This window comes from Candidatus Aciduliprofundum sp. HYA1, assembly GCF_056175085.1.
Genome location: NZ_CM149694.1, coordinates 1,265,049 through 1,290,970 on the forward strand (window position 1 = coordinate 1,265,049; position 25,922 = coordinate 1,290,970).

The following is a 25,922-nucleotide window of genomic DNA, read 5'->3' on the forward strand; positions in this document are numbered from 1 at the left end:
AATAAAAAATAAGTTAAAATTCACTATTTTTTATTATTTTCCCCAAGGTCACTTCTAATCACCGCCTACGATGTAAAACTGTAATACCTACTACTATGGCCACAAGAATCAAGATAACTGCTATCCAGAGTCCATAAACTGATAAGATACCTAGCATGTTTGCAGGTAAACTCATATTAGAAGAACGACCAGAAGAACTTGTGGGTTTTACATTTACTTCATTGCTATGCTGTGACTCTCCAACAGAATTCACTGCCGTTACATAGTATGTATATGTGACTCCATTCTCCACACTCGTGTCATTGTACCACAGCTGCTTACTAGATACCGTCGCTATCAACGTGCCGTTCCTGTATACCTTATACTCCTTAATAGCATTTCCTCCATTGTCAACCGGTGCGTTCCATACAAGATTTACATATCCATTGCCCACTTTAGCCTGTAAATCCTGCGGTGCTGCTGGTACTGTCATGGGTGTGGCACTCACTTCATTGCTATGCTGTGACTCTCCAACAGAATTCACTGCCGTTACATAGTATGTATATGTGACTCCATTCTCCACACTCGTGTCATTGTACCACAGCTGCTTACTAGATACCGTCGCTATCAACGTGCCGTTCCTGTATACCTTATACTCCTTAATAGCATTTCCTCCATTGTCAACCGGTGCGTTCCATACAAGATTTACATATCCATTGCCCACTTTAGCCTGTAAATCCTGCGGTGCTGCTGGTACTGTCATGGGTGTGGCACTCACTTCATTGCTATGCTGTGACTCTCCAACAGAATTCACTGCCGTTACATAGTATGTATATGTGACTCCATTCTCCACACTCGTGTCATTGTACCACAGCTGCTTACTAGATACCGTCGCTATCAACGTGCCGTTCCTGTATACCTTATACTCCTTAATAGCATTTCCTCCATTGTCAACCGGTGCGTTCCATACAAGATTTACATATCCATTGCCCACTTTAGCCTGTAAATCCTGCGGTGCTGCTGGTACTGTCATGGGTGTGGCACTCACTTCATTGCTATGCTGTGACTCTCCAACAGAATTCACTGCCGTTACATAGTATGTATATGTGACTCCATTCTCCACACTCGTGTCATTGTACCACAGCTGCTTACTAGATACCGTCGCTATCAACGTGCCGTTCCTGTATACCTTATACTCCTTAATAGCATTTCCTCCATTGTCAACCGGTGCGTTCCATACAAGATTTACATATCCATTGCCCACTTTAGCCTGTAAATCCTGCGGTGCTGCTGGTACTGTCATGGGTGTGGCACTCACTTCATTGCTATGCTGTGACTCTCCAACAGAATTCACTGCCGTTACATAGTATGTATATGTGACTCCATTCTCCACACTCGTGTCATTGTACCACAGCTGCTTACTAGATACCGTCGCTATCAACGTGCCGTTCCTGTAGATCCTGTATCTTGTTATCTCAAGTCCTCCTGTATTTCCAGGCTTCTCCCAACTCAACACTACATACCCGTCTCCTCTCTCCGCCTTAAGATTCCTAGGTGCATCTGGCACACCTATTACCCTCACACTCACCTCGTTACTCTTCTCGCTTTCTCCTACAGAATTAACAGCTGTAACATAGTACCCATAAACCTTTCCCTTCTCTACACTCGTGTCATTGTACCACAGCTGCTTACTAGACACCGTCGCTATCAACGTGCCGTTCCTGTATACCTTATACTCCTTAATAGCATTTCCTCCATTGTCAACCGGTGCGTTCCATACAAGATTTACATATCCATTGCCCACTTTAGCCTGTAAATCCTGCGGTGCTGCTGGTACTGTCATGGGTGTGGCACTCACTTCATTGCTATGCTGTGACTCTCCAACAGAATTCACTGCCGTTACATAGTATGTATATGTGACTCCATTCTCCACACTCGTGTCATTGTACCACAGCTGCTTACTAGATACCGTCGCTATCAACGTGCCGTTCCTGTAGATCCTGTATCTTGTTATCTCAAGTCCTCCTGTATTTCCAGGCTTCTCCCAACTCAACACTACATACCCGTCTCCTCTCTCCGCCTTAAGATTCCTAGGTGCATCTGGCACACCTATTACCCTCACACTCACCTCGTTACTCTTCTCGCTTTCTCCTACAGAATTAACAGCTGTAACATAGTACCCATAAACCTTTCCCTTCTCTACACTCGTGTCATTGTACCACAGCTGCTTACTAGACACCGTCGCTATCAACGTGCCGTTCCTGTATACCTTATACTCCTTAATAGCATTTCCTCCATTGTCAACCGGTGCGTTCCATACAAGATTTACATATCCATTGCCCACTTTAGCCTGTAAATCCTGCGGTGCTGCTGGTACTGTCATGGGTGTGGCACTCACTTCATTGCTATGCTGTGACTCTCCAACAGAATTCACTGCCGTTACATAGTATGTATATGTGACTCCATTCTCCACACTCGTGTCATTGTACCACAGCTGCTTACTAGATACCGTCGCTATCAACGTGCCGTTCCTGTAGATCCTGTATCTTGTTATCTCAAGCCCTCCTGTATTTCCAGGCTTCTTCCAACTCAACACTACATACCCGTCTCCTCTCTCCGCCTTAAGATTCCTAGGCGCATCTGGCACACCTATTGCCTTAACACTCACCTCGTTACTCTTCTCGCTCTCTCCTACAGAATTAACAGCTGTAACATAGTACCCATAAACCTTTCCCTTCTCTACACTCGTGTCATTGTACCATAACTGCCCACTAGATACGGTGGCTATCAACGTGCCGTTCCTGTAGATCCTGTATCTTGTTATCTCAAGTCCTCCTGTATTCGCAGGCTTCTCCCAACTCAACACTACATACCCGTCTCCTCTCTCCGCCTTAAGATTCCTAGGTGCATCTGGCACACCTATTGCCTTAACACTCACCTCGTTACTCTTCTCGCTCTCTCCTACAGAATTAACAGCTGTAACATAGTACCCATAAACCTTTCCCTTCTCTACACTCGTGTCATTGTACCATAACTGCCCACTAGATACGGTGGCTATCAACGTGCCGTTCCTGTAGATCCTGTATCTTGTTATCTCAAGTCCTCCTGTATTCGCAGGCTTCTCCCAACTCAACACTACATACCCGTCTCCTCTCTCCGCCTTAAGATTCCTAGGTGCATCTGGCACACCTATTGCCTTAACACTCACCTCGTTACTCTTCTCGCTCTCTCCTACAGAATTAACAGCTGTAACATAGTACCCATAAACCTTTCCCTTCTCTACACTCGTGTCATTGTACCATAACTGCCCACTAGATACGGTGGCTATCAACGTGCCGTTCCTGTATACCTTATACTCCTTAATAGCATTTCCTCCATTGTCAACCGGTGCGTTCCATACAAGATTTACATATCCATTGCCCACTTTAGCCTGTAAATCCTGCGGTGCTGCTGGTACTGTCATGGGTGTGGCACTCACTTCATTGCTATGCTGTGACTCTCCAACAGAATTCACTGCCGTTACATAATAATAGTATGTCTGGCCATTCGTCACCGAGTTGTCCGTGTAACTTGTCGTGCTCGCATCCACACTAGCCAGATAACTCTCTCCTCCACTGCTCGTGCCTCTGTATATCTTATATTCTGTGATCACAGAGCCTCCATCATTCGCAGGCGCAGTCCAGCTCAACGTTACATACCCATCTCCCGCACTGGCCTGCAGGTTCTGTGGTGGGGATGGAGGTATCTCTGAATATACAAAAACAGAAGTCACACTTCCAGTACCATCAACAATCAAAGTAGTGATCTCCGCCGTGCTGCTCGCCACGCTCACTCCCCCACTAACCTCCCAGTGGTCAAAATCAAATCCACTGGGCACGTTTGCACTTATTGTATAGCTGCCCGATGCCACGCTCGTGCTCTCCCCGTTCGTGTACGTGCCCCCGTTGAAGTTTATGGTACCCAGATAACTAGGATTCGTGTAGAATGTTACCGTATATGTTGTACCTTCCGGAGTGGCACTCACTTCGTTGCTCGGCTGTGACTCTCCAACAGAGTTAACCGCTGTTACATAATAGTAGTACGTCTGGCCATTCGTCACCGAGTTATCCGTGTATGTGGTAGTCCCTGCATCCACGCTCGCCAGATAACTCTCTCCTCCACTGCTAGTGCCCCTGTATATTTTATACTCCGTTATAGCACTCCCTCCATTATTTACAGGCGCATCCCAGCTCAACGCCACATACCCATCTCCCGCACTAGCCTGCAGATTCTGCGGCGGAGATGGTACACCGGAGGAGGAGGTGAACACCGCTGTAACAGAGCCATCTCCACTCACTGTCAAAGTGGTGCTCTTCGACGTGCTGCTCGCCACGCTCACTCCCCCACTTACCTCCCAGTGGTCAAAATTGTACCCGCTGGGCACATTTGCACTTATTGAATAGCTGCCCGATGCCACGCTCGTGCTCTCCCCGTTCGTGTACGTGCCCCCGTTGAAGTTTATGGAGCCCTCATCAATCGGATTCGTGTAGAATGCTACCGTATATGTTGTACCTTCCGGCGTGGCACTTACCTCGTTGCTCGGCTGTGACTCTCCAACAGAGTTAACCGCTGTTACATAATAGTAGTACGTCTGGCCATTCGTCACCGAGTTATCCGTGTATGTGGTAGTCCCTGCATCCACACTAGCCAGATAACTCTCTCCTCCACTGCTAGTGCCCCTGTATATTTTATACTCCGTTATAGCACTCCCTCCATTATTTACAGGCGCATCCCAGCTCAACGCCACATACCCATCTCCCGCACTAGCCTGCAGATTCTGCGGCGGAGATGGTACATTATTAGAACTCGCACCAATTGCATACAAACAATAATCCCAAGAACCCACATAGATTGTGCCATCACTCCCTATCGCCGGCGAAGAGCGTACATAATTTCCTGTCTGGAATTTCCACTTGAGTGTGCCATCTGGATTGATCGCATAGAGGTAATCATCATCAGAGCCCACGTATATCGTTCCATCACTACCTATCGCCGGTGAGGAACTCACCGCACTTCCTGTCTGGAATTTCCACTTGAGTGTGCCGTCCGGATTGATCGCATAGAGGTAATGGTCCTGAGAACCCACATAGATTGTGCCATCACTCCCTATCGCTGGGGAAGAATATACACCATCTTCTGTCTGGAATTTCCACTTGAGCGTGCCATCTGGATTTATCGCGTAGATGTAATGATCCCAAGAACCCACATAGATTGTGCCATCACTCCCTATCGCTGGTGTTGAATATATATAATCCCCGGTCTGGAATTTCCACTTGAGCGTGCCGTCCGGATTTATCGCATAGAGGTAATGGTCCTGAGAGCCCACATATATCGTTCCATCACTACCTATCGCTGGGGAAGAAAATATGATAAATTCTGTCTGGAATTTCCACTTGAGTGTGCCATCTGGATTGATCGCATAGAGGTAATCATCATAAGAGCCCACATATATCGTTCCATCACTACCTATCGCCGGCGAGGATTGCACCGCATCACCTGTCTGGAATTTCCACTTGAGTGTGCCGTCCGGATTGATCGCATAGAGGTAATGGTCCTGAGAACCCACATAGATCGTGCCATCACTCCCTATCGCTGGGGAAGAATCCACTGGATAACCAGTCTGGAATTTCCACTTGAGTGTGCCATCTGGATTGATCGCATAGAGGTAATCATCATAAGAGCCCACATATATCGTTCCATCACTACCTATCGCCGGCGAAGAAGCCACCCATTGACCTGTCTGGAATTCCCATTTCATTTCCCCAAGATTGTTACTTGTGTCGTAGGGAGATAAGCCGGTATGTCGCAGATTATAATGAAACATTGGCCATGGAAGAACATTACTAGGCGGTGTCGCGCTTACCTCGTTGCTCGGCTGTGACTCTCCAACAGAGTTAACCGCTGTTACATAATAGTAGTACGTCTGGCCATTCGTCACCGAGTTATCCGTGTATGTGGTAGTCCCTGCATCCACGCTCGCCAGATAACTCTCTCCTCCACTGCTAGTGCCCCTGTATATTTTATACTCCGTTATAGCACTCCCTCCATTATTTACAGGCGCATCCCAGCTCAACGCCACATACCCATCTCCCGCACTAGCCTGCAGATTCTGCGGCGGAGATGGTACACCGGAGGAGGAGGTGAACACCGCTGTAACAGAGCCATCTCCACTCACTGTCAAAGTGGTGCTCTTCGACGTGCTGCTCGCCACGCTCACTCCCCCACTTACCTCCCAGTGGTCAAAATTGTACCCGCTGGGCACATTTGCACTTATTGAATAGCTGCCCGATGCCACGCTCGTGCTCTCCCCGTTCGTGTACGTGCCCCCGTTGAAGTTTATGGAGCCCTCATCAATCGGATTCGTGTAGAATGCTACCGTATATGTTGTACCTTCCGGCGTGGCACTTACCTCGTTGCTCGGCTGTGACTCTCCTACTGAGTTCACCGCCGTTACATAGTAATAGTAAGTCACACCATTCGTAACTCCTGTATCCTTAAAGGATGTAACATTGCCAGCCCAACCAATATGGCTCTCAGACCCGGGGGATGTCCCCCTATATATATAATAATCAGTGACACCACCCCCATCATCAATAGGTGGTTCCCAACTCAATATTACCTGTCCATTGCCTGCAGAGGCAACAAGGTTTCTGGGAGGTGAAGGTATCGTATATTTAAGGAATACCGCAGTAACAGTTCCATCCCCACTAACAGTGAGCGTGGTGCTCTTCGACGTGCTGCTCGCCACACTCACTCCTCCACTTACCTCCCAGTGATCGAAATAGTATCCACTGGGAACATTTGCACTTATTGAATAGGCATAAGACTCACCAGCTGGCAATGTTGTACTCTCTCCATTTGTGTACGTATTTCCATTAAAGTTTATGGAACCCTCATCACTCGGATTCGTGTAGAATGTTACCGTGTACATAGAGCTCACCTCGTTGCTTGGTAGCGACTCTCCAACAGAATTCACCGCAGTAACATAGTAATAGTATTCTAATCCCACAATCAAATTATTATCCGTGTAACTCGTCGTGCTCCCACTCACGCTCGCCAGATAACTCTCCCCTCCACTGCTCGTACCCCTATATATCTTATATTCCGTTATCGCAGAGCCTCCATCAGTTATAGGCGGGTTCCAAGTAAGATAAACACCCCCACTATCTAAAACTGCCAACAAATTAAGAGGGGGTGATGGTTGAGATGGATAAACATTTGTAACCGTGGTCGGTGATAAAACAGGCACATCTGGAGACTCAGCCGATATCCCCGTAGGATTCCCCGGATCATAACCTCCTGCATAATATTCTATTCTAAATGAAGATACTACGCTGTATGTATAGTTTGCTGTGGTCTCTTGTGGAACTTCTATTTTGAGAAAGAATCTGTGCTCTCCTGAATTAAAATAATTTTCAAACTCAGTTAAATCCATCAGCATAAAACTTGGAAATTTATATTCCTCATAATATCCATTATTAGATAGATGACCACTCATATATAACTCACTTGTTGAAAAACTTTTGACTGCTTTAGGAGCATCTGGTGATCCTATTCCAACCTCGAACGGCGTATCTCTTGAGCCAGGAGATGAAAATCTCCATGTTGCAACCAAATGAGGATTGTTTACCGTTTCAGATTGTTCCACAATGCCCCACAGCCCAGCATTCGAAAATGCTTTATAGGTAATCCAGTAAAACCCATTATCTCCAAATCCTGTACCCCAGGAATTTACAACCTTGAATGCCCCCACATCCCCATCATCAGATATTGAATCATCATATCCCACTATAGTTTGTGCATGATTAACCCCTCCAGAAAATGGCTCATACTCTTGCCAAGAGATTATGTAATTTCCGTCTGAAAATGCTGTACCAAATGCACTTGCATTTATTGCAAAATTTACGAGATAACCCTCATTAATCAATGATTTTATTGTGTCAATAGATTGGGTATATGATATATTATATTTAAGTGTCCTCCCTACGGGAGCCTCTCTCCATGCGTTCTCATCACCCCAGGATAGATAATCCTCATCATTGTAAGGCATGGTGGCAAGAGAAGCATCACCAAATTTGTATATAATATACCAATTATCTTCCATATACGATCCATTATCTACACCACCATCTACTTTATTGTATGTCCACGCAGGACTCATCTGGTGGTGAGGATTTGAAGAAACATCAGTCCACCCATGGAGTCTTGCCTGCAAATATGTGTTAGCATAGTATGAAGTGGCCCAAGCAGCACAGGATCCCTGAATACCCTGATCCCCAACAGGGGGGAAATAAGGTTCCGTTGAAAGATCTTCCTCTGATGGTAAATTGAGTCCCTTTGAATTTTCAATACCTGTAACTATTTTAACTGTTCCTATCATCCGTTCATATTCCTCTTCAGTTGGAGGTGCCAAACCGGTTCCATGGCCATCAATAATTACATTGTAATTTTTATTTGGATCCCTAACACCCATTCTTTTTTTGAGAAGAGATATATCCTTTTGAGTAAAGTACCGATACTGGTATTTCACAATTTGCCCATGAATGTTTTCTGAAAACACATGGGTACTTCTCTCTACGTTTCCTCCAGCATCTGCATCCTTGGAAAAGGAATGCGTACCATTTGAGGCATTTTCAACCAAAAACACAAAACTTCCGGAGAGCATCACTACCAAGAGCATCACTACAGCCAGTTTCTTAGTCACCCTCACCTTCATGCATCCACCTTCTTGGGAAGATAATATATTACAGTAATTTAATATAGAATATATAAACCTTCTGGTTCAAAATAAATTTTTTGAACAATACAATGCACTATGCCTCCACAACATTTATTCTCAAGAATCCATTCACCCATATGCAATTCATCATAGATATGGACGGTGTGCTTTACAGGGGAAACAGAAAAATTGAAGGTGCAAATAAGTTCATCTCATTTCTGCAGGAGAATGGTATTCCCTTCGTCCTAGCCACAAATAATTCCACGAAGACCAGAAGGATGTTCTCCGAGAAGTTAGAGGCAATGGGAATATATGTGAAGCCAGATAGGATAATCACATCCTCCTATGTCACTGCCGAGATTCTTAAAATGGAAAGAAAGAGGGCGAAGGCCCTTGTGATAGGAGGTGCGGGCATATACGACGAACTTGAAAGAATTGGCTGGAAAGTAGTAGAAATGAAAGATTGGAAAGATGCAGAATACGTGATAGTGGGTATGGATCTTGAGCTCACCTATGATAAATTAAAATATGGATGTCTCTCCATAAACAATGGTGCAAAATTCGTAGCGACGAATGATGATAAAAATTTTCCATCGGAGGAAGGACTGATCCCGGGTGCTGGAAGCATGGTTGCTGCCTTAGAAACTGCTACAGGTAAAAAAGCTAGAGTAATGGGCAAGCCCAATGACCCCTATGTAAAAATAATAAAGAAGATGCTTCCAGGCGGAGATTACTATGTAGTAGGCGATAGAGTGGAAACAGATATGATTCTTGCAGAGAGAATAGGTGCAAAGAAGGTTCTCGTGCTCAGCGGCGTGGCTAGGGAGGGAAAGGCAGATATTGTAGTGGAAAGCGTTGCTAAGCTACCGGATATTATCAGTGGATATCTCTCTTAACCCTTTCCCTAAACACCCCAATTCCCTCAATCCATGCCTCTATCTCATCACCATCCTTAATCTCTCCCACACCTTCCGGTGTTCCGGTGGCAATTATATCCCCTGGCTCAAGGGTCATTATTGAGGATATATAGGAGATGATCTCCGGAACCTTGAATATCATATCCTCAGTACTTCCCTTTTGTCTTATCTCTCCATTCACCTTCAGGCCAATTTCAAGTTTATGGGGATCTATTGAATCAGCAGAAACTATCCTCGGTCCAACGGGTGCGAAGGTATCAAATCCCTTGGAAACGCTCCAGGGCAGCCCTTTTTTCTTCGCCTCTGCCTGCAAATCCCTGGCAGTGATGTCGAGAAGTATCGTGTAGCCGAGAACATGCTTCATAGCTTCTTTGGCAGGTATATTTTTTCCACCCTTGCCAATTATAACGGCAAGTTCAACCTCGTGGTGCACCCTTTTGCTCTGTGGTGGTAGGATTATGTAGTCATCTGGGCCTATGAGCGAGGATGGAGGCTTGAGGAATATGATGGGCTCCTTGGGCACCTCGCTCTTCATCTCCTCGGCATGCCTGGCATAATTTCTCCCAAGGCACACTATCTTTGAGGGGCTAACCTCATACTCGCCATCCATAAAGGGTAATTTCAGCATAGGGTGAGAATGCTTCAAAGGAATAAATCATTTTCCACAAAAAGTTTAATATAAATCCAAGTTCATTAAGATTTGTGACCACTCTTATTCTCTGCGTGGACAGGGACGATGATCTTGGACGTAAGGCTGGGGTAAAGGGGCCGGTTATCGGAAGAAAGAAAAATCTGCACGCTGCCACGGAGCTGGCCCTTGCAGATCCCGAAGATTCCGATGCAAATGCAATTTTTGCTGCCGTTTCCCTCTACGACAGGCTCAAGAAGGAGGGAAAGGATGTAGAGGTTGCAACTCTGACGGGGCATGAGGATGTGGGCCTTAAAAGTGATGAGATTATAGCAAAGCAACTTGATAAGGTAATCAAGAAGGTCAAGCCTGAAAACGCCATATTTGTGAGTGATGGAAGTGAGGATGAGTACATACTCCCGCTCATCACATCAAAGGTACCCATAACCCACATGAGGAAGGTTATAGTCAGACAATCAAAGAACATAGAGAGCACCTATTATTTCATAATGAAGGCCATGAAAGATAAGAAGATGGCAAAGAAGATTCTTGTGCCCGTGGCCCTGATTTTCCTAGCATACGCTGCAGCGGCAATTCTTATAGCATTCATAAGGGCCATATTTCCAGGATGGAACCTCATGACTCCAGGTACCCTGGCACTAACGGTGATCACGCTAACCCTTGGCCTTTACTTCCTAGACAGGGTGTACAGCATAAGAAAGAAAACAAAACAGATCATTGCGCATATTCGCACCTCAATGGCCCAGGCAAAGGTTACAATTGTCGCAGATACCCTTGCAGTTCTCGTATTCCTCGTTGGCCTTGATTTCGGCTACAACGATGCCGTAAAAGGAGAGGATTTCATAGTTCAGATAATAATTTTCCTGCACACATTCATAGTGTGGTTTGTATTCTCAGTTTTGATAAGAGAAGGGGGTAAGACCTTCGATATATGGGTACACAAGGGCACCTACACAAAATCGTTCTGGATCGCGCTGCTCTCCACCATAGCCATGGGCGTGATCATATACTCAGCCCTTGATTACCTTCTGATAATCCTAAAGGCAAAGAGCGAATCATCCATAGTACCCATAACCGTTATGGCCGTGAGCGGGGTAGTCCTCGCAATAACAGCGGCATTCCTGCAGAGGCAGTTAAAGGAAGAGGGTTTGATTGAAGAAGAAAAAAAGCAGGAAGAGGAGAAAGAGGAAGATGTACTGGAAGAACTGGAGGAAGTTGTACAGCAAGATTGAAGCAGATTTCAGTTTTTCTTACGAAAAAGAAATTCGGGCAAGGAACATGCTCTCCAAAATTCTGGGTGATAGGCATATTCGCGAAAGCGATATAAAAAATATTTTGGAAGATGAGGTTTACGTCACGGGATTCTCCCCCACCCTAGAGAGGGAGATTGAGATCATTCCCGATGGGGCATGTATCATAGCCGCCGATGATTCTGCCACGGTGCTTCATGAATTTGGCATAGAGCCAAGAATAGTGCTCACGGACCTCGACGGGGACATTTCAAAATTGCTGGAACTAAGAAACTCCGTGTTCGGAATCCATGCCCATGGAGACAACATGCATCTCCTGAACTACGTGGATTTCTTTCAAAAAAGGTTTGGTACAACCCAGATAGAACCCGTTGAAAATGTGTACAATTTTGGAGGATTCACCGATGGAGATAGGGCCGTATTTCTCGCCTGGCATTTTGGAGCAAAAATTCACCTTGTGGGATTTGATTTTGAACATCCGAGAATAAAGAAGGGGAAGAATATGGAGATGAAGAGAAAGAAACTCAGATGGGCTAGGTACCTTATTGAGTACGCCTCAAACTCTGGAGCAAGGATAGTCTGGGAAAGTTTAAATTCAAAATGAATATTGTGAATAGAAATGATAATACTCAATCCCAAGATCGCCACGATTCTCAGCGCAGTTTTGCTGATCTACATAGGTATAGTGGTGGAGAAGTACTACGTGAGCTGGAGCAGTGTTTATGCCAACACGCTGAGTTTTCTGATACTTCTTGGCTCAATTGACATAAATCAGTACGTTTTTTTATTTCTCCTTGCATACACAATCCTTGGTTACGTATCCGTAAAACTCCGGTGGAAACGCATATTTCCCCTGTTTGGATGTAAAACCTACGGTTCCCTGGTGCTCGTGTTGACCCTGGGCTCGGAAGGTTATCTATTCGGGATATACACCATCACTTCGGTGCTCATATCCTGGGTTATTGTAGCAATTCTCGTGCATCTTATAGGGTATGCGTATGTGAAGCATTCCAGAAGATCCAGGAGGCGCCCAAGATGGTGAGAAGGACGTTAAACGAATACAAGTGGCGCGAGGACAGGGACTTTAACCTCATAGAGGTGCATTACATTGACAGGCTGAATCCCAGAGGGTACGCCGTTCTCCACGGGAGTGATATAGTCGATATGGGTGATAAATTCATATTCACCAAAAACGGGATGATACCCTACCACAGGGTAATAAGAATACTCTACGACGGGAAAGTCATCTTTGAGAGGTTTCACGAGAATCGTAATAAATATAGTAAAAAACCATAGATGTGAAGGTGCCAACGAGCATGCCTGTTATGATTCTTATCAAATTGGTGCTCTCGTAGGGTGTGATGAGCTGCAAAACTCCATCAATGCCCATGGGAAGTATGATCAATATGTACAGTCCAAGCCCGACCCTGACCCTGAAAATGCTCCCAACAAATGCCCCGAATGCCAGACCCAAAAATATCCCTGTGCATCTCGCGCAGAAGGGCATCTGATTGCCGTTTATGAAAAAGGAGCGATCTGCATGCTGATGACACATAAAATCACCCACCAGGTAAACAGCCCTGAACAATGGATTGTGTATATGGGAATTTATGTAGGGCTCGTTATCCATAACACTTACCTTTCCGTTATTTCCGAGATAGATGGAATTTGGAGGCATGAGTGCGGGAGATAAGAAAAGGAGAATTGCCCATATTAACAATAAAATGGCCGGTATGAAAAGCAGCCAGTTTACCCTCTCATTTCTCCTGAGATCAATCGTTAGGCTCTCCAATAACCGTGCCCGGACATCTTCCATCGGTTATCACCATTTTCAGGCCCTCTATATCCTTTCCGGTGATGCATATTTTTATTCTGCTCCTCTCGGCAATTTTCAGAGAGATGAGATCAAACGGGATATTGAGCCCGGCGTTCATCTTCAACTCAAAAAACATCCTCTCTGCCTCTTCATAACTCAAATGCTCTATTTTCCTTGCATCCTTGTGAACCCTAGGATCCCGATCGTAGAGTGCACCCACAGAGGTCATATTCACAACCAAATTCTCGCCCAGCCTCTCTGCAAGAAGCAAGGATACTCCATCCGTTGTATGGCCGGGCTCTGTGCCTCCCATAAGAACAACATTGTAGGAGGAGGATGCAATTACTGCCTCTTCTATATCCCTTGCCACCCTTGGATAGGAGTAATCTCCAATAAACAGGGCAGCATTCATTCTGCTTGCATTTATGCCCAGCATGTCCATTGTGTACTGGTCCATCCCCAGGTTCTCTGCGGCATGTATGTACTCCCTCGCAATTCTTCCACCGCCCACAACAAGGAATATCTTATGCGTTTTTGAAAATTCAGCCAAAAATTTCCTGAACTCGGATATGTATCCTATGTTCAGATCCTCACCACACACAATTGAGCCACCCAGCGAGATCACAACCATAGATGATTATCGGCATGCACTATTAAAAAATTGTCATAGGAAATAGGCACAGCGAAAGATTAATATGCCTTGCCAATATTTTAAACCTATGAAAAACTGGCCCCAGGAAATAAGGAACTTCATGAAGAAGAAGGGTGTGGTGCTTCTCGTAAGGGGGCTTCCGGGCACAGGAAAAACCATATTTTCACTCACACTTATGAAGGATCTCAAAAACTCCGTGTTCATCGCTCCCAAGAAGGTTTATGATGATATTATGAGAAATTACAGATGGCTGGATGAGGGCACCAAGAGCAGAATTCTCGTGATAGATGAAAAGTATGAGTATGACCCATCGGATAGATTTGGTAATGTTTTCTTCCTACTTCCAGAGTCGTTTCGCCGTGCATTGAACCTGGTGGAGAGGGGAGAGATAGATACCATAATACTTGACAGCTGGCACACGATAATTGAAGAGTTGAAGTATAAGACCCTGGAGGAAAGGGAGAGAAAGGATATTTACGATCCCCAGAGATTCTTTCTGAACATAATAAAACTCTCTGATTTCGGGGTCAACATAGTTATAAATAAAGAGGGTGATGGGGACGATGAACTATCCTACGTGGCTGACGGGGTCATAACTCTAAAAAAGAGGGTTGAGTACGGTAGAGTATACAGATGGCTGAGTTTTGAAAAACTCAGGGGAGTGGAGATAAGAAGGTTTGAATACGCGTTCACCCTGAAAAATGGGAAGGCGAGAATTTTACAAACAACCGCCTTTAAACATCCAAGGAGCATCGTTGAATCTCCCAAGAAAGAGATAAAGATGGGTTCTCCCATACCCTCTGTTATCCTGGACGATGTGGTTAATTTTTACCGTGGTAACACCGTTCTATACGATTTTGATGAAGAGATACCCAAGGAGTACCATCTCGCCCTCTTCATGTCCACCGTTGCCAATTTCCTGAAAAATGGACTAAAAACCGTAATCATACCTCCAAATGATATGGATATAAACGAGATCAAGTACCAGATCTACCTGTTCAGACTTGAAAGATACCTGGATAAATTGAAAATCATATACCCGGAGGAGGAAATGGAAGAATTTGTAAAGCACACAGACTTCTACAATTTGAAGGACATAATTGAAAGTTCCGAGAGAGCCATAGAGGAGGGAGATATGAACCCCCTGGTGATTATAGGCTACGACAGATTGTTTAGTTTCCTTGAAAGATCTGAAATAATGCAGTTCCTAGATTATATGCGCAATTTCATAAGAAAAAGGGGAGGAATCCTCATAATAACGGGGAAAATTTCGGATGAAACGATAAAGAGGTTCAGCGGTGGCGTGGCCGACATATATATCAAGTTCAAAAACTCCAACGGGGATGTGCTCATGTACGGCATAAAACCCTGGAGCCACGTGTACCTCCTCAGCCTATCCTCCAGAAAAGGTTATCCTGAAATAATGAAGGAGGAGATAATATGAAAAGGATTCTCCTGGTTGATGACTCAAAGTTGTTTTACAGATTCGTCAAGGACGTGTTCAAAAATGATGATGTGGAGATACTCTGGGCCAGGAGCGGGGAGGAGGCAATAAAGAAATTCAGCGACTCCAATCCAGACCTGACCCTCGTGGACATCATACTATCAGATTCAAATGGAGTGGAGATAATAAAAAGACTCAAGGAGATGAATCAAGAGGCAAAAATAATGGTGATAAGCGGACTTGATAAGGAATCTGTGATAAGGGATGCCCTGGAGGCCGGGGCCAAGGACTACCTCGTGAAAAATGTGAGCATTTCTTACTTCAGGCAGAAAATCATGGACAATATTGATTAGAACTCCTCCGCCGGACATTTTCCAAGGCAGTCTAGGCAGTGGATGCACCTGTCTTCCATCAATTTTATTTTCCCGTTGTGGAGATAGAGCGCAGATACTGGGCAGCGAGCGAGACATATGCCACATCCAATACACTCTTGAGACCTTACAATTAGAGATCTCGCTTCCCTTTCATATTTCTCAGAAACTTCTATATTCCCACCCCTTTCCCTCCAAGAACCCTCGGGAAGTGCGTGGAGCATATTGAGTGCAGAATCCATATCCACCTCTTTATTGAAACTGATATTCTTCCAAGAACCACCTTCAAATTCCACCTTTAGTTTTTCCCTTTCAATCCTCAAGCCGCCTGCCCATCTTGGGGGATTTTTCCATCTCCAGGCGGAAATGGCCCACTGTTCAGGTATGCCCCTATCTCTGGCGTAACTCTTCAGGTAGGAGAACCAGTCGGCAATGCCCTCAAAATACTCCCTGACTATGCTGAAATCTGCAAGGTCAGAGGAGGGACAGAGATAACATCCTATTCTCGTCAATCCCCTTTTGTACCATATGTTCACCGGTGCCCTCTTCCAGAGAATGTACAGCCATACTTCAAACGATGTCCAGTTCTGAATGGGACTTGCCGATAGCTGATTAGGTATCCATTCGTTTCTCCAAACGCTCCCCTTTCTCATCCTCTCAAAGCTCTCATACCTTCTCTGCCCTATTAGTGTGAGAAGCCCCTTCGGGTATTTTTCAAGAATGTACCGCGTGGTGGGTCCGAGTTTACAAGCCTTACAGCACCATCTGTAATCCCTCCCAGGAGGACCGAAATGCTCAAGAGATTCAAAAAATGCATTGCCTGCATCAATTCTATCAATCTTTATATTGTAGTATCTCTCAACTTCATCCACATACTCAACAGTTTCTGGCAGTTCAATCCCTGTATTGAGGAAAAACACGGAAAAATCAACACCCGATTCCATGGCCAGCAGCAATACCGCCAGAGAATCCTTACCCCCGCTGAAGGATACGGCAAGTGGTAAATCGTATTTGGCACTTATATCCCTGATGAATTTAACCCCCCGCTTTTCAATTTTCTTGAGATGCTCCTCATTGGCACGTATAATATCCTCAATTCTTGGCTGCCATCTACGCACCCATTTTCCGTATCCACTGTGTCTTATTTTCACAGCCACGCCTCTATTGGCATTTTCCATGTCCTCACTTGACATCTTTGCAATTCCCACCGCAATGACCCTGCCGGAAGAATCCCTGACTATGATCTCATCTCCAATTTTTATATCCTCAGCAAATGATACAACTCCCGGAACCATAAGGTTCTTACCGCTCAAAATGGGTTTTATGGCTCCATCATCGACAATCACCCAGCCCCTTTTGATGCGAGAATTCAAAAAATAGGCCCCCTCCATTCTCAGCGCTATTTTGAATTCTCCATCATCTATATCGTATCTCAGGTTTCCAATTACCTTTCCATCCACTATGATCTCGTCCATCCTGTCGTAGTGGGGCACACGGTTGAACAGTACAAGATGATCCCCTATGTCCGTTCCAAACGCCTTTTCAAGGGCCTTATTCAGTAATTTGAGATCACCCTCAAAACCTATCCTCACCTCCCCGGGAGGGGTTATTTCAACCCTTCTGCCTTCCCCTCCACAAATTCCACACCCTCTCCCAATAAGAGGAACGTTACATTCATCGCACCAGTAAAGTTTAATTTTTCCCAGATAAACTGGCTTTCCCATCTAAACCACGAGTTTCAATGTCTGATTTTTAAGAATTTTCACAATGTTTTCAATATCCCCAAGTTGCTCGGCAAGTTCAAGCAGTTCACCTTTAATCCTTGGATTGACTATCGCCCCATTGGGAGTTGGCCTTATAAAACCGTTTTCCTCAAGGGTGGAAAGTGAGTTGCGAACCTCATGCTCCCCTATTCCAAGTATCTGGGATATACGGATTATTCCCACAGGTTGCTTTTTTATCACGATCTCAAGCACCCGAATATGCCTTGAAAGAAGTTCCAGTTCGTTATAAATTCTTTTTGTAAGCACATTTCTCACCAAGAGGAGTATTGGCCAGCACTATAAAAATTTTCTACAAATAAAAAATTTTATATGCCCAGTGCCTATACGGCTTAAAGAGCATCACAGATGCTCCGGTGGTAAAGTCCGCCTAAAGGCAGGCAAACCACCTCGCGATGCTCCGGTGGTGTAGCCCGGCCAAGCATTCGGGCCTTTCGAAAAGCCCCTTTGGAAAAGGTGCTTTACCCCCAAAGGGGTATAGGGCTTTGAAGAAAGCCCGTGACCCGGGTTCAAATCCCGGCCGGAGCACTAAGCCCCTTTCTTAGAAAGAAAGGTGCTTTACCCGGAAAGAACTTTTATATGTGCTCACTTCTTTATTTCAAACCCCTCCCTTTAATAGATTTGTCTTCATCTGAACTGAGATACTAAGCCCTCTCTTATAAAGCGGTTTTATCCGGAAAGAAATTCTGGCTCGCATCTACAAAATTTAATATCTTTTCCCCGCATTACCCTCCCCATGGTTGAATGGGTTTATGCCAACCTGACAGATATTGAGGGAAGAATTCACACCATAGCACTTAGGAGAGATTACGAATCATTCTTCAAAAACGGAATAGGTATTGATGGCTCATCCATACCTGGCTTTGCCGCTGTGAATCGCTCCGATCTTGTGGCCAGGCCGGATATGGACACATTCATAAGGATTCCCTGGAGAGAAAAGGAGTACCTTGTTCTCCTAAAAACCTATTACGAGGATGTGCCCTTTGAGAAGGATCCAAAGAACCTAGCGGAGAAGGTGGATAGAATCCTGAAGGATATGGGCTATGTTGCGGTTATGCGCCCAGAACTTGAGTTCTTCGTTCTGGATGAGAAGGGTAATGGAAACACACATTATTTTGAGCCACCGTATTCGGATGATACCTTTGAATACAGAAAGAGGGTGAGCGAAGCGGTGCAGGAGATGGGCATACCCATAAGGTACCATCACCACGAAAACGCCACAGGCCAGATTGAAGTGGAACTCCTATGGATAGATGGGGTGGAGCGCACCTGCGACTATACAACTTACACGAAGATAGCCTCAAAGTGGATTGCAAAGGATATGGGTTTGAGGGTATCCTACATGCCAAAAATAGCCCAAGATATGGCGGGCAACGGAATGCACATACATGTGTTTTTGAAGAGGGATGGAGAGAACGTATTCAAGGGAGATAAAGAAATATCCCAGGAAGCAAGGTATTTCATTGGAGGAATACTCGAGCATATAAGGTACATGGCCGCCATAACCAATCCAACGATAAACTCCTACAAGCGCCTATCAGGCGGATTGGAAGCACCCAAATACCTGGCCTGGGGATACAGGAACAGGAGCACCCTGATTCGCGTGCCAGCAAGGATGAAGGATATTGAGATAAGAAACTCCGATTCTTCGGCCAATCCTTATCTTGCCTTCTCCCTAATCATCCTCGCTGGAATAGAAGGAATAAGGAAAAAGATAGAGCCTCCAGATCCTGTGGATTACGATCTCTACTCCCTATCTCCGACGGAATTGAAGGAGTACCCCTCTTTACCATCATCCCTTGATGAGGCCATAGAACTCATGGAGAGCGATAATTTCGTCCGCTCAAGTTTGGGCTCCGAATTATTTGACACATTTGTGGATATGAAGAGAAAAGAAATAGAGGAGTTCAACAGAACTGTGACGGATTGGGAAATAAAAAGGTATGGAAATATTTAAATCAAAAATCAGAGAAACTCGTTCTCATTCACGGGCATCATAGTGAATCCTGAAATAACCTTGGGGTAGAAATCCGTGGTTTTCTGTGGCATTCTCTCCAGATGCTTCGCCACCTCAAGAACCTTTTCCGGCGGGGTCGGGTTGAGAATGAATGCAACCTTGGCAATACCTTCATCCACTTTCTTCACTGCATCCTCTATCCATCTCTCGTAGAATATGTCCTCATCTATCCTTGGATCCTTCACACCGAGAATTTTGAATATGACCTCACGAAGAACAACCGCATCCAGGGATTTGTATGCATCGCTCCAATCTGGATTCATAAACTCCGAAACATCACGTTTCAATTCGAGTCCGTAGGCCTTCCCATCCTGGTAAACAACGAAGGCATTGGTATTCTTGCGCTCTTCCAGGAACTTCCCGGCATGGGCAATGTCTATTTCCTCCACATCAAAGTATTCCTCTATCATCTTCCAGTGCTCCTCTCCGATCTTTACCCTGGCCAGAAGCCTGTGGGTGGGCAAAACGACAAGGCCCGGATCGTCAAGGCTCACCATGTAGGTCATACGGTAATTGAATGCATGCTCATCTTTCCAATCCTTCACGATACTTCTCATCTCATCCCTGAAGTGAACCGCCGTTTCATATCTGTGATGCCCATCTGCAATTACCACCTGCTCGTTGCGAAGCACATCCTGCACGATCCTTATCTTCTCCTCATCCTCTATCCTGTAAAGCCTTGTTACGGTGCCAAACTCGTCCACACCGTAAAAATCTTCCCTGCCCTTTATCGCCTCATCTATGATCTCTTTAACTCTTCCATCATCCCTGTAGAGGACGAAACCGGCCTCAAGGTTGGTTTTTGTGGCATGTAGCATCCTGAGCCTATCCTCCTTTGGACCCTTGTGGGTCTTCTCGTGGGGAAGCACTACGCGCTCCTCAAAGGGATGCAGGCGCATGGCAGCAATAAATCCACGTCTCGTGTATTTTTTGCCCTTGACCTCAAATTCCTGGGTGTATATGTATATTGCCGGCCTTTCATCCCTCGTTATTATGCCCTTTTCTTTCCATTCCCTGAGCCTCTTGGCGGCCATCTCGTATCTGTTTTCCTCGCGGGGCAGTATGAGTTTTACAAAATTGTACTCGTGCATATCGTAATACCTTCTCTGCATCTCCTCATCTATTTTATCGTAGGGCTGGGTTATCACCTTGCTCAAATCCTTTCCAATGGTTTCATCGTTGTAATGCATTGCTCTGAAGGGCCTTATCTCCACCATGCTCTCACCCCTAAGATCTAAGAACTTCCGCTACCTTCTTTGCCACTTCCAGACCCGCTCTTGTCTGCCCTTCCTTTGCCTGTGCCCCTATGTGAGGTGTTAGAACCACATTGTCCAACTCAAACAGCTTGCTTTCCTTGAGAGGTTCGTTCTCGTAAACATCAAGGGCCGCACCATATAGTTTTCCGGATTTCAGGGCATCGTACAGGGCATCCTCGTCCACAATGCCACCGCGGGCTGCGTTTATTATTATGGCCCCATCCTTCATCTTTGAAATCCTCTCAGCATTTATCAGATGCTTTGTCTCTGGCACAAGGGGAACATGCAGTGTTATGACATCCGCCTCGGAGAGAAGCGTGTCCAGATCCCTGTATTCCACACCCAACTCTCTCTCTGTGCTCTCATCAGGGCGGTAAACATCGTAGTAGAGCACGCGCATTCCAAATGCCCTTGCTCGCTTTGCCACCTCCCTGCCTATTCTGCCTATTCCAACAATTCCAAGGGTCTTTCCGTACATCTCTATGCCCTTGCACTTCTTCTTTGGCCAGGCTCCGTTGCGCATCTCCCTGTCTGCGTAGGCTATCTTGCGCATAACTGCAAGAATGAGCCCGATTGTCAGTTCGGCCACGCTTATGCTCGTTGCTCCAGGAGTGTTTATAACCTTTATGCCCTTGCTCCTTGCATACTCAACATCCACATTGTCAAGCCCCACACCTGCACGACCAATCGCCTTCAAATTCCTGGCAGCATCGATCATATCCTTGCGCACCTTTGTTGCACTTCTTATTATGATTGCGTCCAGATCCCCCACATGCTTGGGCAGTTCATCCTTGGGCACAGAGGTCAGATCAACAACCTCAAAACCTTCATTCTTCAGGTACTCCACACCTTCCTGGGCTATTGGGTCGCATATGCCCACCTTCATCAGTACACCCCCTTGGCCTCAAGGATCTCGTCAATGGTGTCAAGGAGACCCATTATATCCGAAGGAGTGAGCTGGCCCATGTGCGCAATCCTGAAGGTTTTTTCCTTCAACTCACCATAACCGTTTGAGATACGCATTCCCCTCTTGACGAGTTCGTTGTTGAGTTCCTTTATTGATATTCCGTAAGTGTTCTTTATGGTCGTAACAGTCACGCTCTCATAGCCCTTTTCCGCGAAGAGTTCAAATCCCCTCTTCTTCACCCAGTTATGCACTATTTCCCTCATTTTAAGGTGCCTCTCGTAGCGGGCCTGCATACCCTCCTTGAGCATAATATCGAGCTGCACATCCATGGCATACAGAAGAGGCACAGCTGGCGTTGTAGGATGCTGCTTGCTCTTCTCAAATCTTTTCAGCATACGAACAAAATCGAAATAATAACCCTTGTTTCTCGTGTTTCTGCTCTTTTCCATGGCTTCCTCACTCACAATGGCCACGGCTAGTCCTGGAGGAAGCGCCAGTGCCTTCTGCGATGAGGCAATAACCACATCGTACTTATTCACATCTATCATATCTCCACCCAGGGAGGATACTGTGTCTATGGCAATGAGTGTGTCATTCTCATGGGCAATCTTTGCAATCTCGTCCGTGGGATTTCTCACACCCGTGCTTGTCTCATTGTGAATCTGCGCGAGAAGTTCGTATTTCTTCTTACCCATCGCCTCCGCAATCATATCAGGCTTGACTGCCAGGCCCCAATCGGCCCAGACAAGATCCGCCTCCTTCTCATTGGCAAGGCTCATCTCGTACCATCTCTTGCTGAACGCTCCGCAGGCTCCGTGCAGCACATATTTTTCCGCAAGATTTCTTATGGTCCCTTCCATAACGGCCGAGCCGCTGGATGTAAAAACAAACACATGATGCTCCGTGTTGAACAGTTTCTGCATCTTCTCCACTATTCCACCGTAAAGGTCAGTCATCTCCTGCGTACGATGTCCAATAACCCTCTGGGCCATGGCAAGGCGCACCCTATCATCCACCTCAGTGGGTCCCGGTATGAACAACTTTGGCGTATTTTCCATCATCTTATCACCGGAGGGATATCACAATGATGAATATTAAGTTTTCATAAAAAGGTTCAGAATCCGAACCTGTTAACCCGGGACAAAAATATATATTGGAAAGGCATGGAGAAATGGTGATTCTATGATTTGCGAACTATGCGGCAAGGATGTACCCCGATTGCACAAGGTGGTTATTGAAGGCGTTATTATGAACGTCTGTGACGATTGCGCAAGGTTCGGGAAGGAGATAAAGGGCAATGAAATTCCAAAGGAAGTTAAGTACCTGCCCCCGGAGGTTGTTCGCGAGAGGTTGGAAAGAAAGAGGCGCAGAAGAAAGGATTACCTGGATGAGGAGGAAGTTCTGATTGAGGATTACCCTGAGGTAATAAGAAGGGCAAGGGAGAAGATGGGGCTGACCCAGGATGAACTCGCCAAACGCATACTTGAGAAAAAAACGGTCATATCAAAGATAGAGCGCGGGGAGATGCACCCGGATGAGAAATTGATAAAAAAACTGGAGAAGGCACTGAACATAAAATTGAAGGAGAAGGTCAGTGTGACATACAGAAAAGAATCAAAAAACACCGGAGCATTGACCTTGGGAGATCTGATCAAGGGAGCGTTGTAAATGGATCTCGCCACGGCAATAGTCTGGGTGATAATAATCGTCCTTGGAAGCATAATCGTGCAGTACCTCTTCAACCCTTATTTTCATAGATTTGGGCTACCAAAAAAGGAGGAATATGAAGAAAACGAAAAAACAGAGGAGGAGAGAGAAAAGGAAGAGGAGTTCTACAGGCAGATCTGGGAAGGAAGGAAAAAATCATAGTGTTCTTGCACGTATGAGTCCTCTAAGGGGTACCCCCTCTATCTCGTCCCATGGCGTTTTGTTCACGAGAACCACGCATAGAACCGGTTCTCCTCCGGATCTGCGAATATCCTGAATGGCCTTGCGAAGTGTTTCTCCCGTGCTTATAACATCGTCCACAATTACGACCTTTTTGCCCTCTATATGCGCATAATTGCTTGAGAATGCGCCCTCTTCCATCTTTGGATGTGGCCTGTATATTATCATCTCAACGTTTAGTTCCTCGGCTATGAAGGTGGCAAAGGGCACTCCGTTTATGAGCACTCCCACTATGGAATCAACATCAAACTGTCTTTTTTCCATCTCCTCAAGAATTATATCGCTCATTATTTCGGCAATTTTTGATATTCTGTAAGGGTAGATTCCTATGCTTCTCCAGCCAATTTTAACGTCCTTGGGTGCCTCCCCTCCAATACCTCTGGTGAGAAGCCATTCAACGGTATTTGTTGAAAGATGCAACTCGGTGGCGATCTCCTTGGTGTCCAATCCCTTTTCCTTAAGTTCTCTTGCCCTTTTGGCAAGTTCCTCAATACTCTTCATAACATCACCTCTAAATCAGCACTCATAGGGCTCATCATCCTATCAGCTGACCCTCTTTTCATCACAGTTTAGGAATTCATTGGCAATATTTAATCTTTTAGCCAAATTTTTTATCCTGAAATACAATTCACGCCCATGATCCTGCGAAAATGGAAGATTGCAGGAACCGAGGTGCAGGTGGCCCTCTGCGATGTGACAAAGGAAGATGCAGATGCCATAGTCAATGCGGCAAATTCAAGTTTGAAACATGGAGGAGGTGTGGCCTGGGCAATTGTGAAGGCAGGAGGTATGGAAATACAGAGGGAGAGCGATGAATACGTGCAAAAATACGGCCCCGTGCCCACAGGAAACGTGGCTGTAACGGGAGCGGGAAGATTGAAGGCAAAGTACGTGATACACGCAGTTGGACCGATATGGAGGGGAGGGAACAGTAACGAGGATGCCCTGCTCTACAACGCCGTTTTCAACACCCTTAAAAAGGCCGAGGAGTTGAAGGTGAAGAAGATAGTCATGCCCGCCATAAGCACAGGAATATACGGATTCCCAAAGGATAGGGCGGCGAGAATATTCGCCCGGGCAATCAAGGATTTTCTGCAGGGCCGAGAAAAAACGGGAATAGGGGTAATCAAAATATGCCACATTGATGAGAGAAGTGCAAAAATATTCGCAGAGAATATGAGATTTTGAGGAAAAATTATTTATCTCTTTTTCCAATGGGGTATTGTTATGAGCGAAAAAACAGCATATGGAATTCGCCGGTTGGTGCTTGACGTGATGAAACCCCACAGACCAAGCATAGTGGATGTGGCTCTAAAACTCAGCAAGGTCGAGGGCGTTAACGGTGTGAACTGCATTCTAAACGAGGTGGACCAGGAAACGGAAAGCATAAAGGTGGTCATAGAGGGCCCCAACATAGATTTCGACGAGGTTCAGGAAACCCTCGAATCTCTGGGAGCAGTTATACACTCCATAGACGTGGCCGTTGCTGGGAAGAAGATAGTGGAGGATGTGGAAACCCCCCAAGACAGATAATTACAGGTTTCTGATTTTTCTTGCTATTTTCCTTACAACCTCGTTTTTTGGCTCATCGGATTCAACAATTATCCGGCCCCTCTCAGACCACCAGAACCTCGGATACCTCCTATCCTGCTCTATCTCCACGGAATATCCAAGATCCCTTGCAGCCCTGGCAATGGTCTCAAGTTTGGGCTCAAAAGCAAGGTTTTTGGGGACTCTCCTCCCCTCCCTGCGGGAATAATGCACATTAAAATATGCAGGATAGATGATTATTTTCATTCTATGAGCACTCCGTTGAGCACTCCGTGCTGTCCAGGCCTAGAGGTGACCTTCACCTTGCCCAGGGATGTTTCAACGATGGCGCCCTTTGTTATTATGTTTCTCTGAGCAAAGTGAGGATTTGATGGATTCTCAACCACCGTGGTGATTTTGACCTTCTGCGTCTTACCACTCTTTGGATCGTAAACGTTTATTTCCTCAGCCCTCAGCAATTTCACCTTGTAATTTCCACCCCTAACCCGGATTATCTTCTTTCTCTCAACATCAACATGGGTTAGAACAGGCTCTCTGCCCAACTCGTACTTCCTCTTTTTCCTTGGCAAACGAATTCTACCACCGCTCGGTTTTCTCAGAGATCTTCCCTGCCATATGGCCATCCTA

24 protein-coding genes and 1 tRNA gene are annotated in these 25,922 nt (G+C 45.6%); 13 read left to right on the forward strand and 12 right to left on the reverse strand.

Going from position 1 to position 25,922, the window contains the following annotated elements; all coding sequences use genetic code 11:
- Nucleotides 1–58 precede the first annotated feature (58 nt).
- On the reverse strand, nt 59–8,734 hold the full coding sequence (locus AC0S1O_RS06890) for a fibronectin type III domain-containing protein (RefSeq protein WP_475393586.1): 8,676 nt from the start codon (nt 8,732–8,734) through the stop codon (nt 59–61).
- A 140-nt stretch (nt 8,735–8,874) separates the two neighbouring features.
- Here AC0S1O_RS06890 and AC0S1O_RS06895 point away from each other — a divergent pair, with 140 nt between their 5' ends.
- Entirely contained in the window at nt 8,875–9,633 is a 759-nt protein-coding gene (locus AC0S1O_RS06895) for an HAD-IIA family hydrolase (protein WP_475393587.1), read from the forward strand.
- Here the strand turns inward: AC0S1O_RS06895 and AC0S1O_RS06900 are convergent.
- Nucleotides 9,614–10,282 carry a fumarylacetoacetate hydrolase family protein gene (locus AC0S1O_RS06900; protein ID WP_475393588.1) on the reverse strand — a complete coding sequence of 223 codons (669 nt, stop codon included), beginning with the start codon at nt 10,280–10,282 and terminating at the stop codon, nt 9,614–9,616. The genes AC0S1O_RS06895 and AC0S1O_RS06900 overlap by 20 nt on opposite strands.
- A 74-nt stretch (nt 10,283–10,356) precedes the next feature.
- Here AC0S1O_RS06900 and AC0S1O_RS06905 point away from each other — a divergent pair, with 74 nt between their 5' ends.
- The 4 genes from AC0S1O_RS06905 to AC0S1O_RS06920 are packed head-to-tail and all read left to right on the forward strand — an operon-like array spanning nt 10,357 to nt 12,849.
- Nucleotides 10,357–11,535, forward strand: coding sequence for a DUF373 family protein (locus AC0S1O_RS06905; RefSeq protein ID WP_475393589.1), 1,179 nt, complete (start codon nt 10,357–10,359; stop codon nt 11,533–11,535).
- Nucleotides 11,456–12,157: a 6-hydroxymethylpterin diphosphokinase MptE-like protein gene (locus tag AC0S1O_RS06910; RefSeq protein WP_475393590.1), complete on the forward strand. Its 702-nt coding sequence runs from the start codon at nt 11,456–11,458 to the stop codon at nt 12,155–12,157. Before AC0S1O_RS06905 ends, AC0S1O_RS06910 begins: the two co-directional genes overlap by 80 nt.
- A gap of 15 nt (nt 12,158–12,172) precedes the next feature.
- Entirely contained in the window at nt 12,173–12,595 is a 423-nt protein-coding gene (locus tag AC0S1O_RS06915; protein WP_475393591.1) for a hypothetical protein, read from the forward strand.
- On the forward strand, nt 12,589–12,849 hold the full coding sequence (locus AC0S1O_RS06920) for a DUF504 domain-containing protein (protein WP_475393592.1): 261 nt from the start codon (nt 12,589–12,591) through the stop codon (nt 12,847–12,849). The genes AC0S1O_RS06915 and AC0S1O_RS06920 overlap by 7 nt, the downstream gene beginning before the upstream one ends.
- Here AC0S1O_RS06920 and AC0S1O_RS06925 read toward each other — a convergent pair.
- The gene (locus AC0S1O_RS06925) at nt 12,797–13,369 is read right to left on the reverse strand and encodes a DUF2085 domain-containing protein (RefSeq protein ID WP_475393593.1); all 573 of its coding nucleotides are present in this window, start codon (nt 13,367–13,369) and stop codon (nt 12,797–12,799) included. The genes AC0S1O_RS06920 and AC0S1O_RS06925 overlap by 53 nt on opposite strands.
- Nucleotides 13,326–14,000 (reverse strand): UMP kinase, encoded by a 675-nt coding sequence (gene pyrH, locus AC0S1O_RS06930; protein ID WP_475393594.1) that lies wholly within the window; start codon nt 13,998–14,000, stop codon nt 13,326–13,328. The genes AC0S1O_RS06925 and pyrH overlap by 44 nt, the downstream gene beginning before the upstream one ends.
- Before the next feature lie 88 nt (nt 14,001–14,088).
- Between pyrH and AC0S1O_RS06935 the strand changes: the two genes are divergently transcribed.
- A complete protein-coding gene (locus AC0S1O_RS06935) occupies nt 14,089–15,465 on the forward strand; it encodes an RAD55 family ATPase (RefSeq protein ID WP_475393595.1) in 1,377 nt (458 codons plus the stop codon).
- Nucleotides 15,462–15,818 (forward strand): response regulator transcription factor, encoded by a 357-nt coding sequence (locus AC0S1O_RS06940; protein ID WP_475393596.1) that lies wholly within the window; start codon nt 15,462–15,464, stop codon nt 15,816–15,818. Before AC0S1O_RS06935 ends, AC0S1O_RS06940 begins: the two co-directional genes overlap by 4 nt.
- On the opposite strand, the gene AC0S1O_RS06945 is transcribed toward AC0S1O_RS06940, so the two are convergent.
- Both AC0S1O_RS06945 and AC0S1O_RS06950 read right to left on the reverse strand, forming a co-directional pair.
- Complete coding sequence (locus AC0S1O_RS06945; protein ID WP_475393597.1) at nt 15,815–17,560, reverse strand: phosphoadenosine phosphosulfate reductase domain-containing protein; 1,746 nt, start codon at nt 17,558–17,560, stop codon at nt 15,815–15,817. The two genes, AC0S1O_RS06940 and AC0S1O_RS06945, sit on opposite strands and share 4 nt — an antisense overlap.
- Nucleotides 17,561–17,875: a hypothetical protein gene (locus tag AC0S1O_RS06950; protein ID WP_475393598.1), complete on the reverse strand. Its 315-nt coding sequence runs from the start codon at nt 17,873–17,875 to the stop codon at nt 17,561–17,563. It lies immediately after the preceding gene.
- 139 nt (nt 17,876–18,014) lie between these two features.
- Here AC0S1O_RS06950 and AC0S1O_RS06955 point away from each other — a divergent pair.
- A tRNA-Glu gene (locus AC0S1O_RS06955) sits at nt 18,015–18,145 on the forward strand.
- A gap of 208 nt (nt 18,146–18,353) precedes the next feature.
- The gene (locus tag AC0S1O_RS06960) at nt 18,354–19,574 is read left to right on the forward strand and encodes a glutamine synthetase family protein (protein WP_475393599.1); all 1,221 of its coding nucleotides are present in this window, start codon (nt 18,354–18,356) and stop codon (nt 19,572–19,574) included.
- Between the two features lie 8 nt (nt 19,575–19,582).
- Here AC0S1O_RS06960 and AC0S1O_RS06965 read toward each other — a convergent pair whose 3' ends face one another.
- Genes AC0S1O_RS06965 through AC0S1O_RS06975 form a run of 3 tightly spaced genes read right to left on the reverse strand, consistent with a single transcriptional unit; the run spans nt 19,583 to nt 22,858 of the window.
- The gene (locus tag AC0S1O_RS06965) at nt 19,583–20,851 is read right to left on the reverse strand and encodes a DUF1015 domain-containing protein (protein ID WP_475393600.1); all 1,269 of its coding nucleotides are present in this window, start codon (nt 20,849–20,851) and stop codon (nt 19,583–19,585) included.
- Between the two features lie 10 nt (nt 20,852–20,861).
- Nucleotides 20,862–21,776 (reverse strand): D-2-hydroxyacid dehydrogenase, encoded by a 915-nt coding sequence (locus AC0S1O_RS06970; protein ID WP_475393601.1) that lies wholly within the window; start codon nt 21,774–21,776, stop codon nt 20,862–20,864.
- Nucleotides 21,776–22,858: a pyridoxal-phosphate-dependent aminotransferase family protein gene (locus tag AC0S1O_RS06975; protein ID WP_475393602.1), complete on the reverse strand. Its 1,083-nt coding sequence runs from the start codon at nt 22,856–22,858 to the stop codon at nt 21,776–21,778. Before AC0S1O_RS06975 ends, AC0S1O_RS06970 begins: the two co-directional genes overlap by 1 nt.
- A 121-nt stretch (nt 22,859–22,979) precedes the next feature.
- Here AC0S1O_RS06975 and AC0S1O_RS06980 point away from each other — a divergent pair, with 121 nt between their 5' ends.
- A complete protein-coding gene (locus AC0S1O_RS06980) occupies nt 22,980–23,465 on the forward strand; it encodes a multiprotein bridging factor aMBF1 (protein WP_475393603.1) in 486 nt (161 codons plus the stop codon).
- The gene (locus AC0S1O_RS06985) at nt 23,466–23,666 is read left to right on the forward strand and encodes a hypothetical protein (protein ID WP_475393604.1); all 201 of its coding nucleotides are present in this window, start codon (nt 23,466–23,468) and stop codon (nt 23,664–23,666) included.
- Here the strand turns inward: AC0S1O_RS06985 and AC0S1O_RS06990 are convergent.
- Complete coding sequence (locus AC0S1O_RS06990; protein ID WP_475393605.1) at nt 23,661–24,245, reverse strand: orotate phosphoribosyltransferase-like protein; 585 nt, start codon at nt 24,243–24,245, stop codon at nt 23,661–23,663. The two genes, AC0S1O_RS06985 and AC0S1O_RS06990, sit on opposite strands and share 6 nt — an antisense overlap.
- 135 nt (nt 24,246–24,380) lie before the next feature.
- Here AC0S1O_RS06990 and AC0S1O_RS06995 point away from each other — a divergent pair, with 135 nt between their 5' ends.
- Together AC0S1O_RS06995 and AC0S1O_RS07000 are read left to right on the forward strand one after the other, a co-directional pair.
- Nucleotides 24,381–24,932: a macro domain-containing protein gene (locus tag AC0S1O_RS06995; protein WP_475393606.1), complete on the forward strand. Its 552-nt coding sequence runs from the start codon at nt 24,381–24,383 to the stop codon at nt 24,930–24,932.
- Between the two features lie 39 nt (nt 24,933–24,971).
- On the forward strand, nt 24,972–25,277 hold the full coding sequence (locus AC0S1O_RS07000) for a DUF211 domain-containing protein (RefSeq protein WP_475393607.1): 306 nt from the start codon (nt 24,972–24,974) through the stop codon (nt 25,275–25,277).
- On the opposite strand, the gene AC0S1O_RS07005 is transcribed toward AC0S1O_RS07000, so the two are convergent.
- Together AC0S1O_RS07005 and AC0S1O_RS07010 are read right to left on the reverse strand one after the other, a co-directional pair.
- Nucleotides 25,278–25,541 carry a signal recognition particle subunit SRP19/SEC65 family protein gene (locus AC0S1O_RS07005; RefSeq protein WP_475393608.1) on the reverse strand — a complete coding sequence of 88 codons (264 nt, stop codon included), beginning with the start codon at nt 25,539–25,541 and terminating at the stop codon, nt 25,278–25,280.
- Nucleotides 25,538–25,918 carry a 30S ribosomal protein S8e gene (locus AC0S1O_RS07010; protein ID WP_475393609.1) on the reverse strand — a complete coding sequence of 127 codons (381 nt, stop codon included), beginning with the start codon at nt 25,916–25,918 and terminating at the stop codon, nt 25,538–25,540. The genes AC0S1O_RS07005 and AC0S1O_RS07010 overlap by 4 nt, the downstream gene beginning before the upstream one ends.
- Between the last annotated feature and the right edge of the window lie 4 nt (nt 25,919–25,922).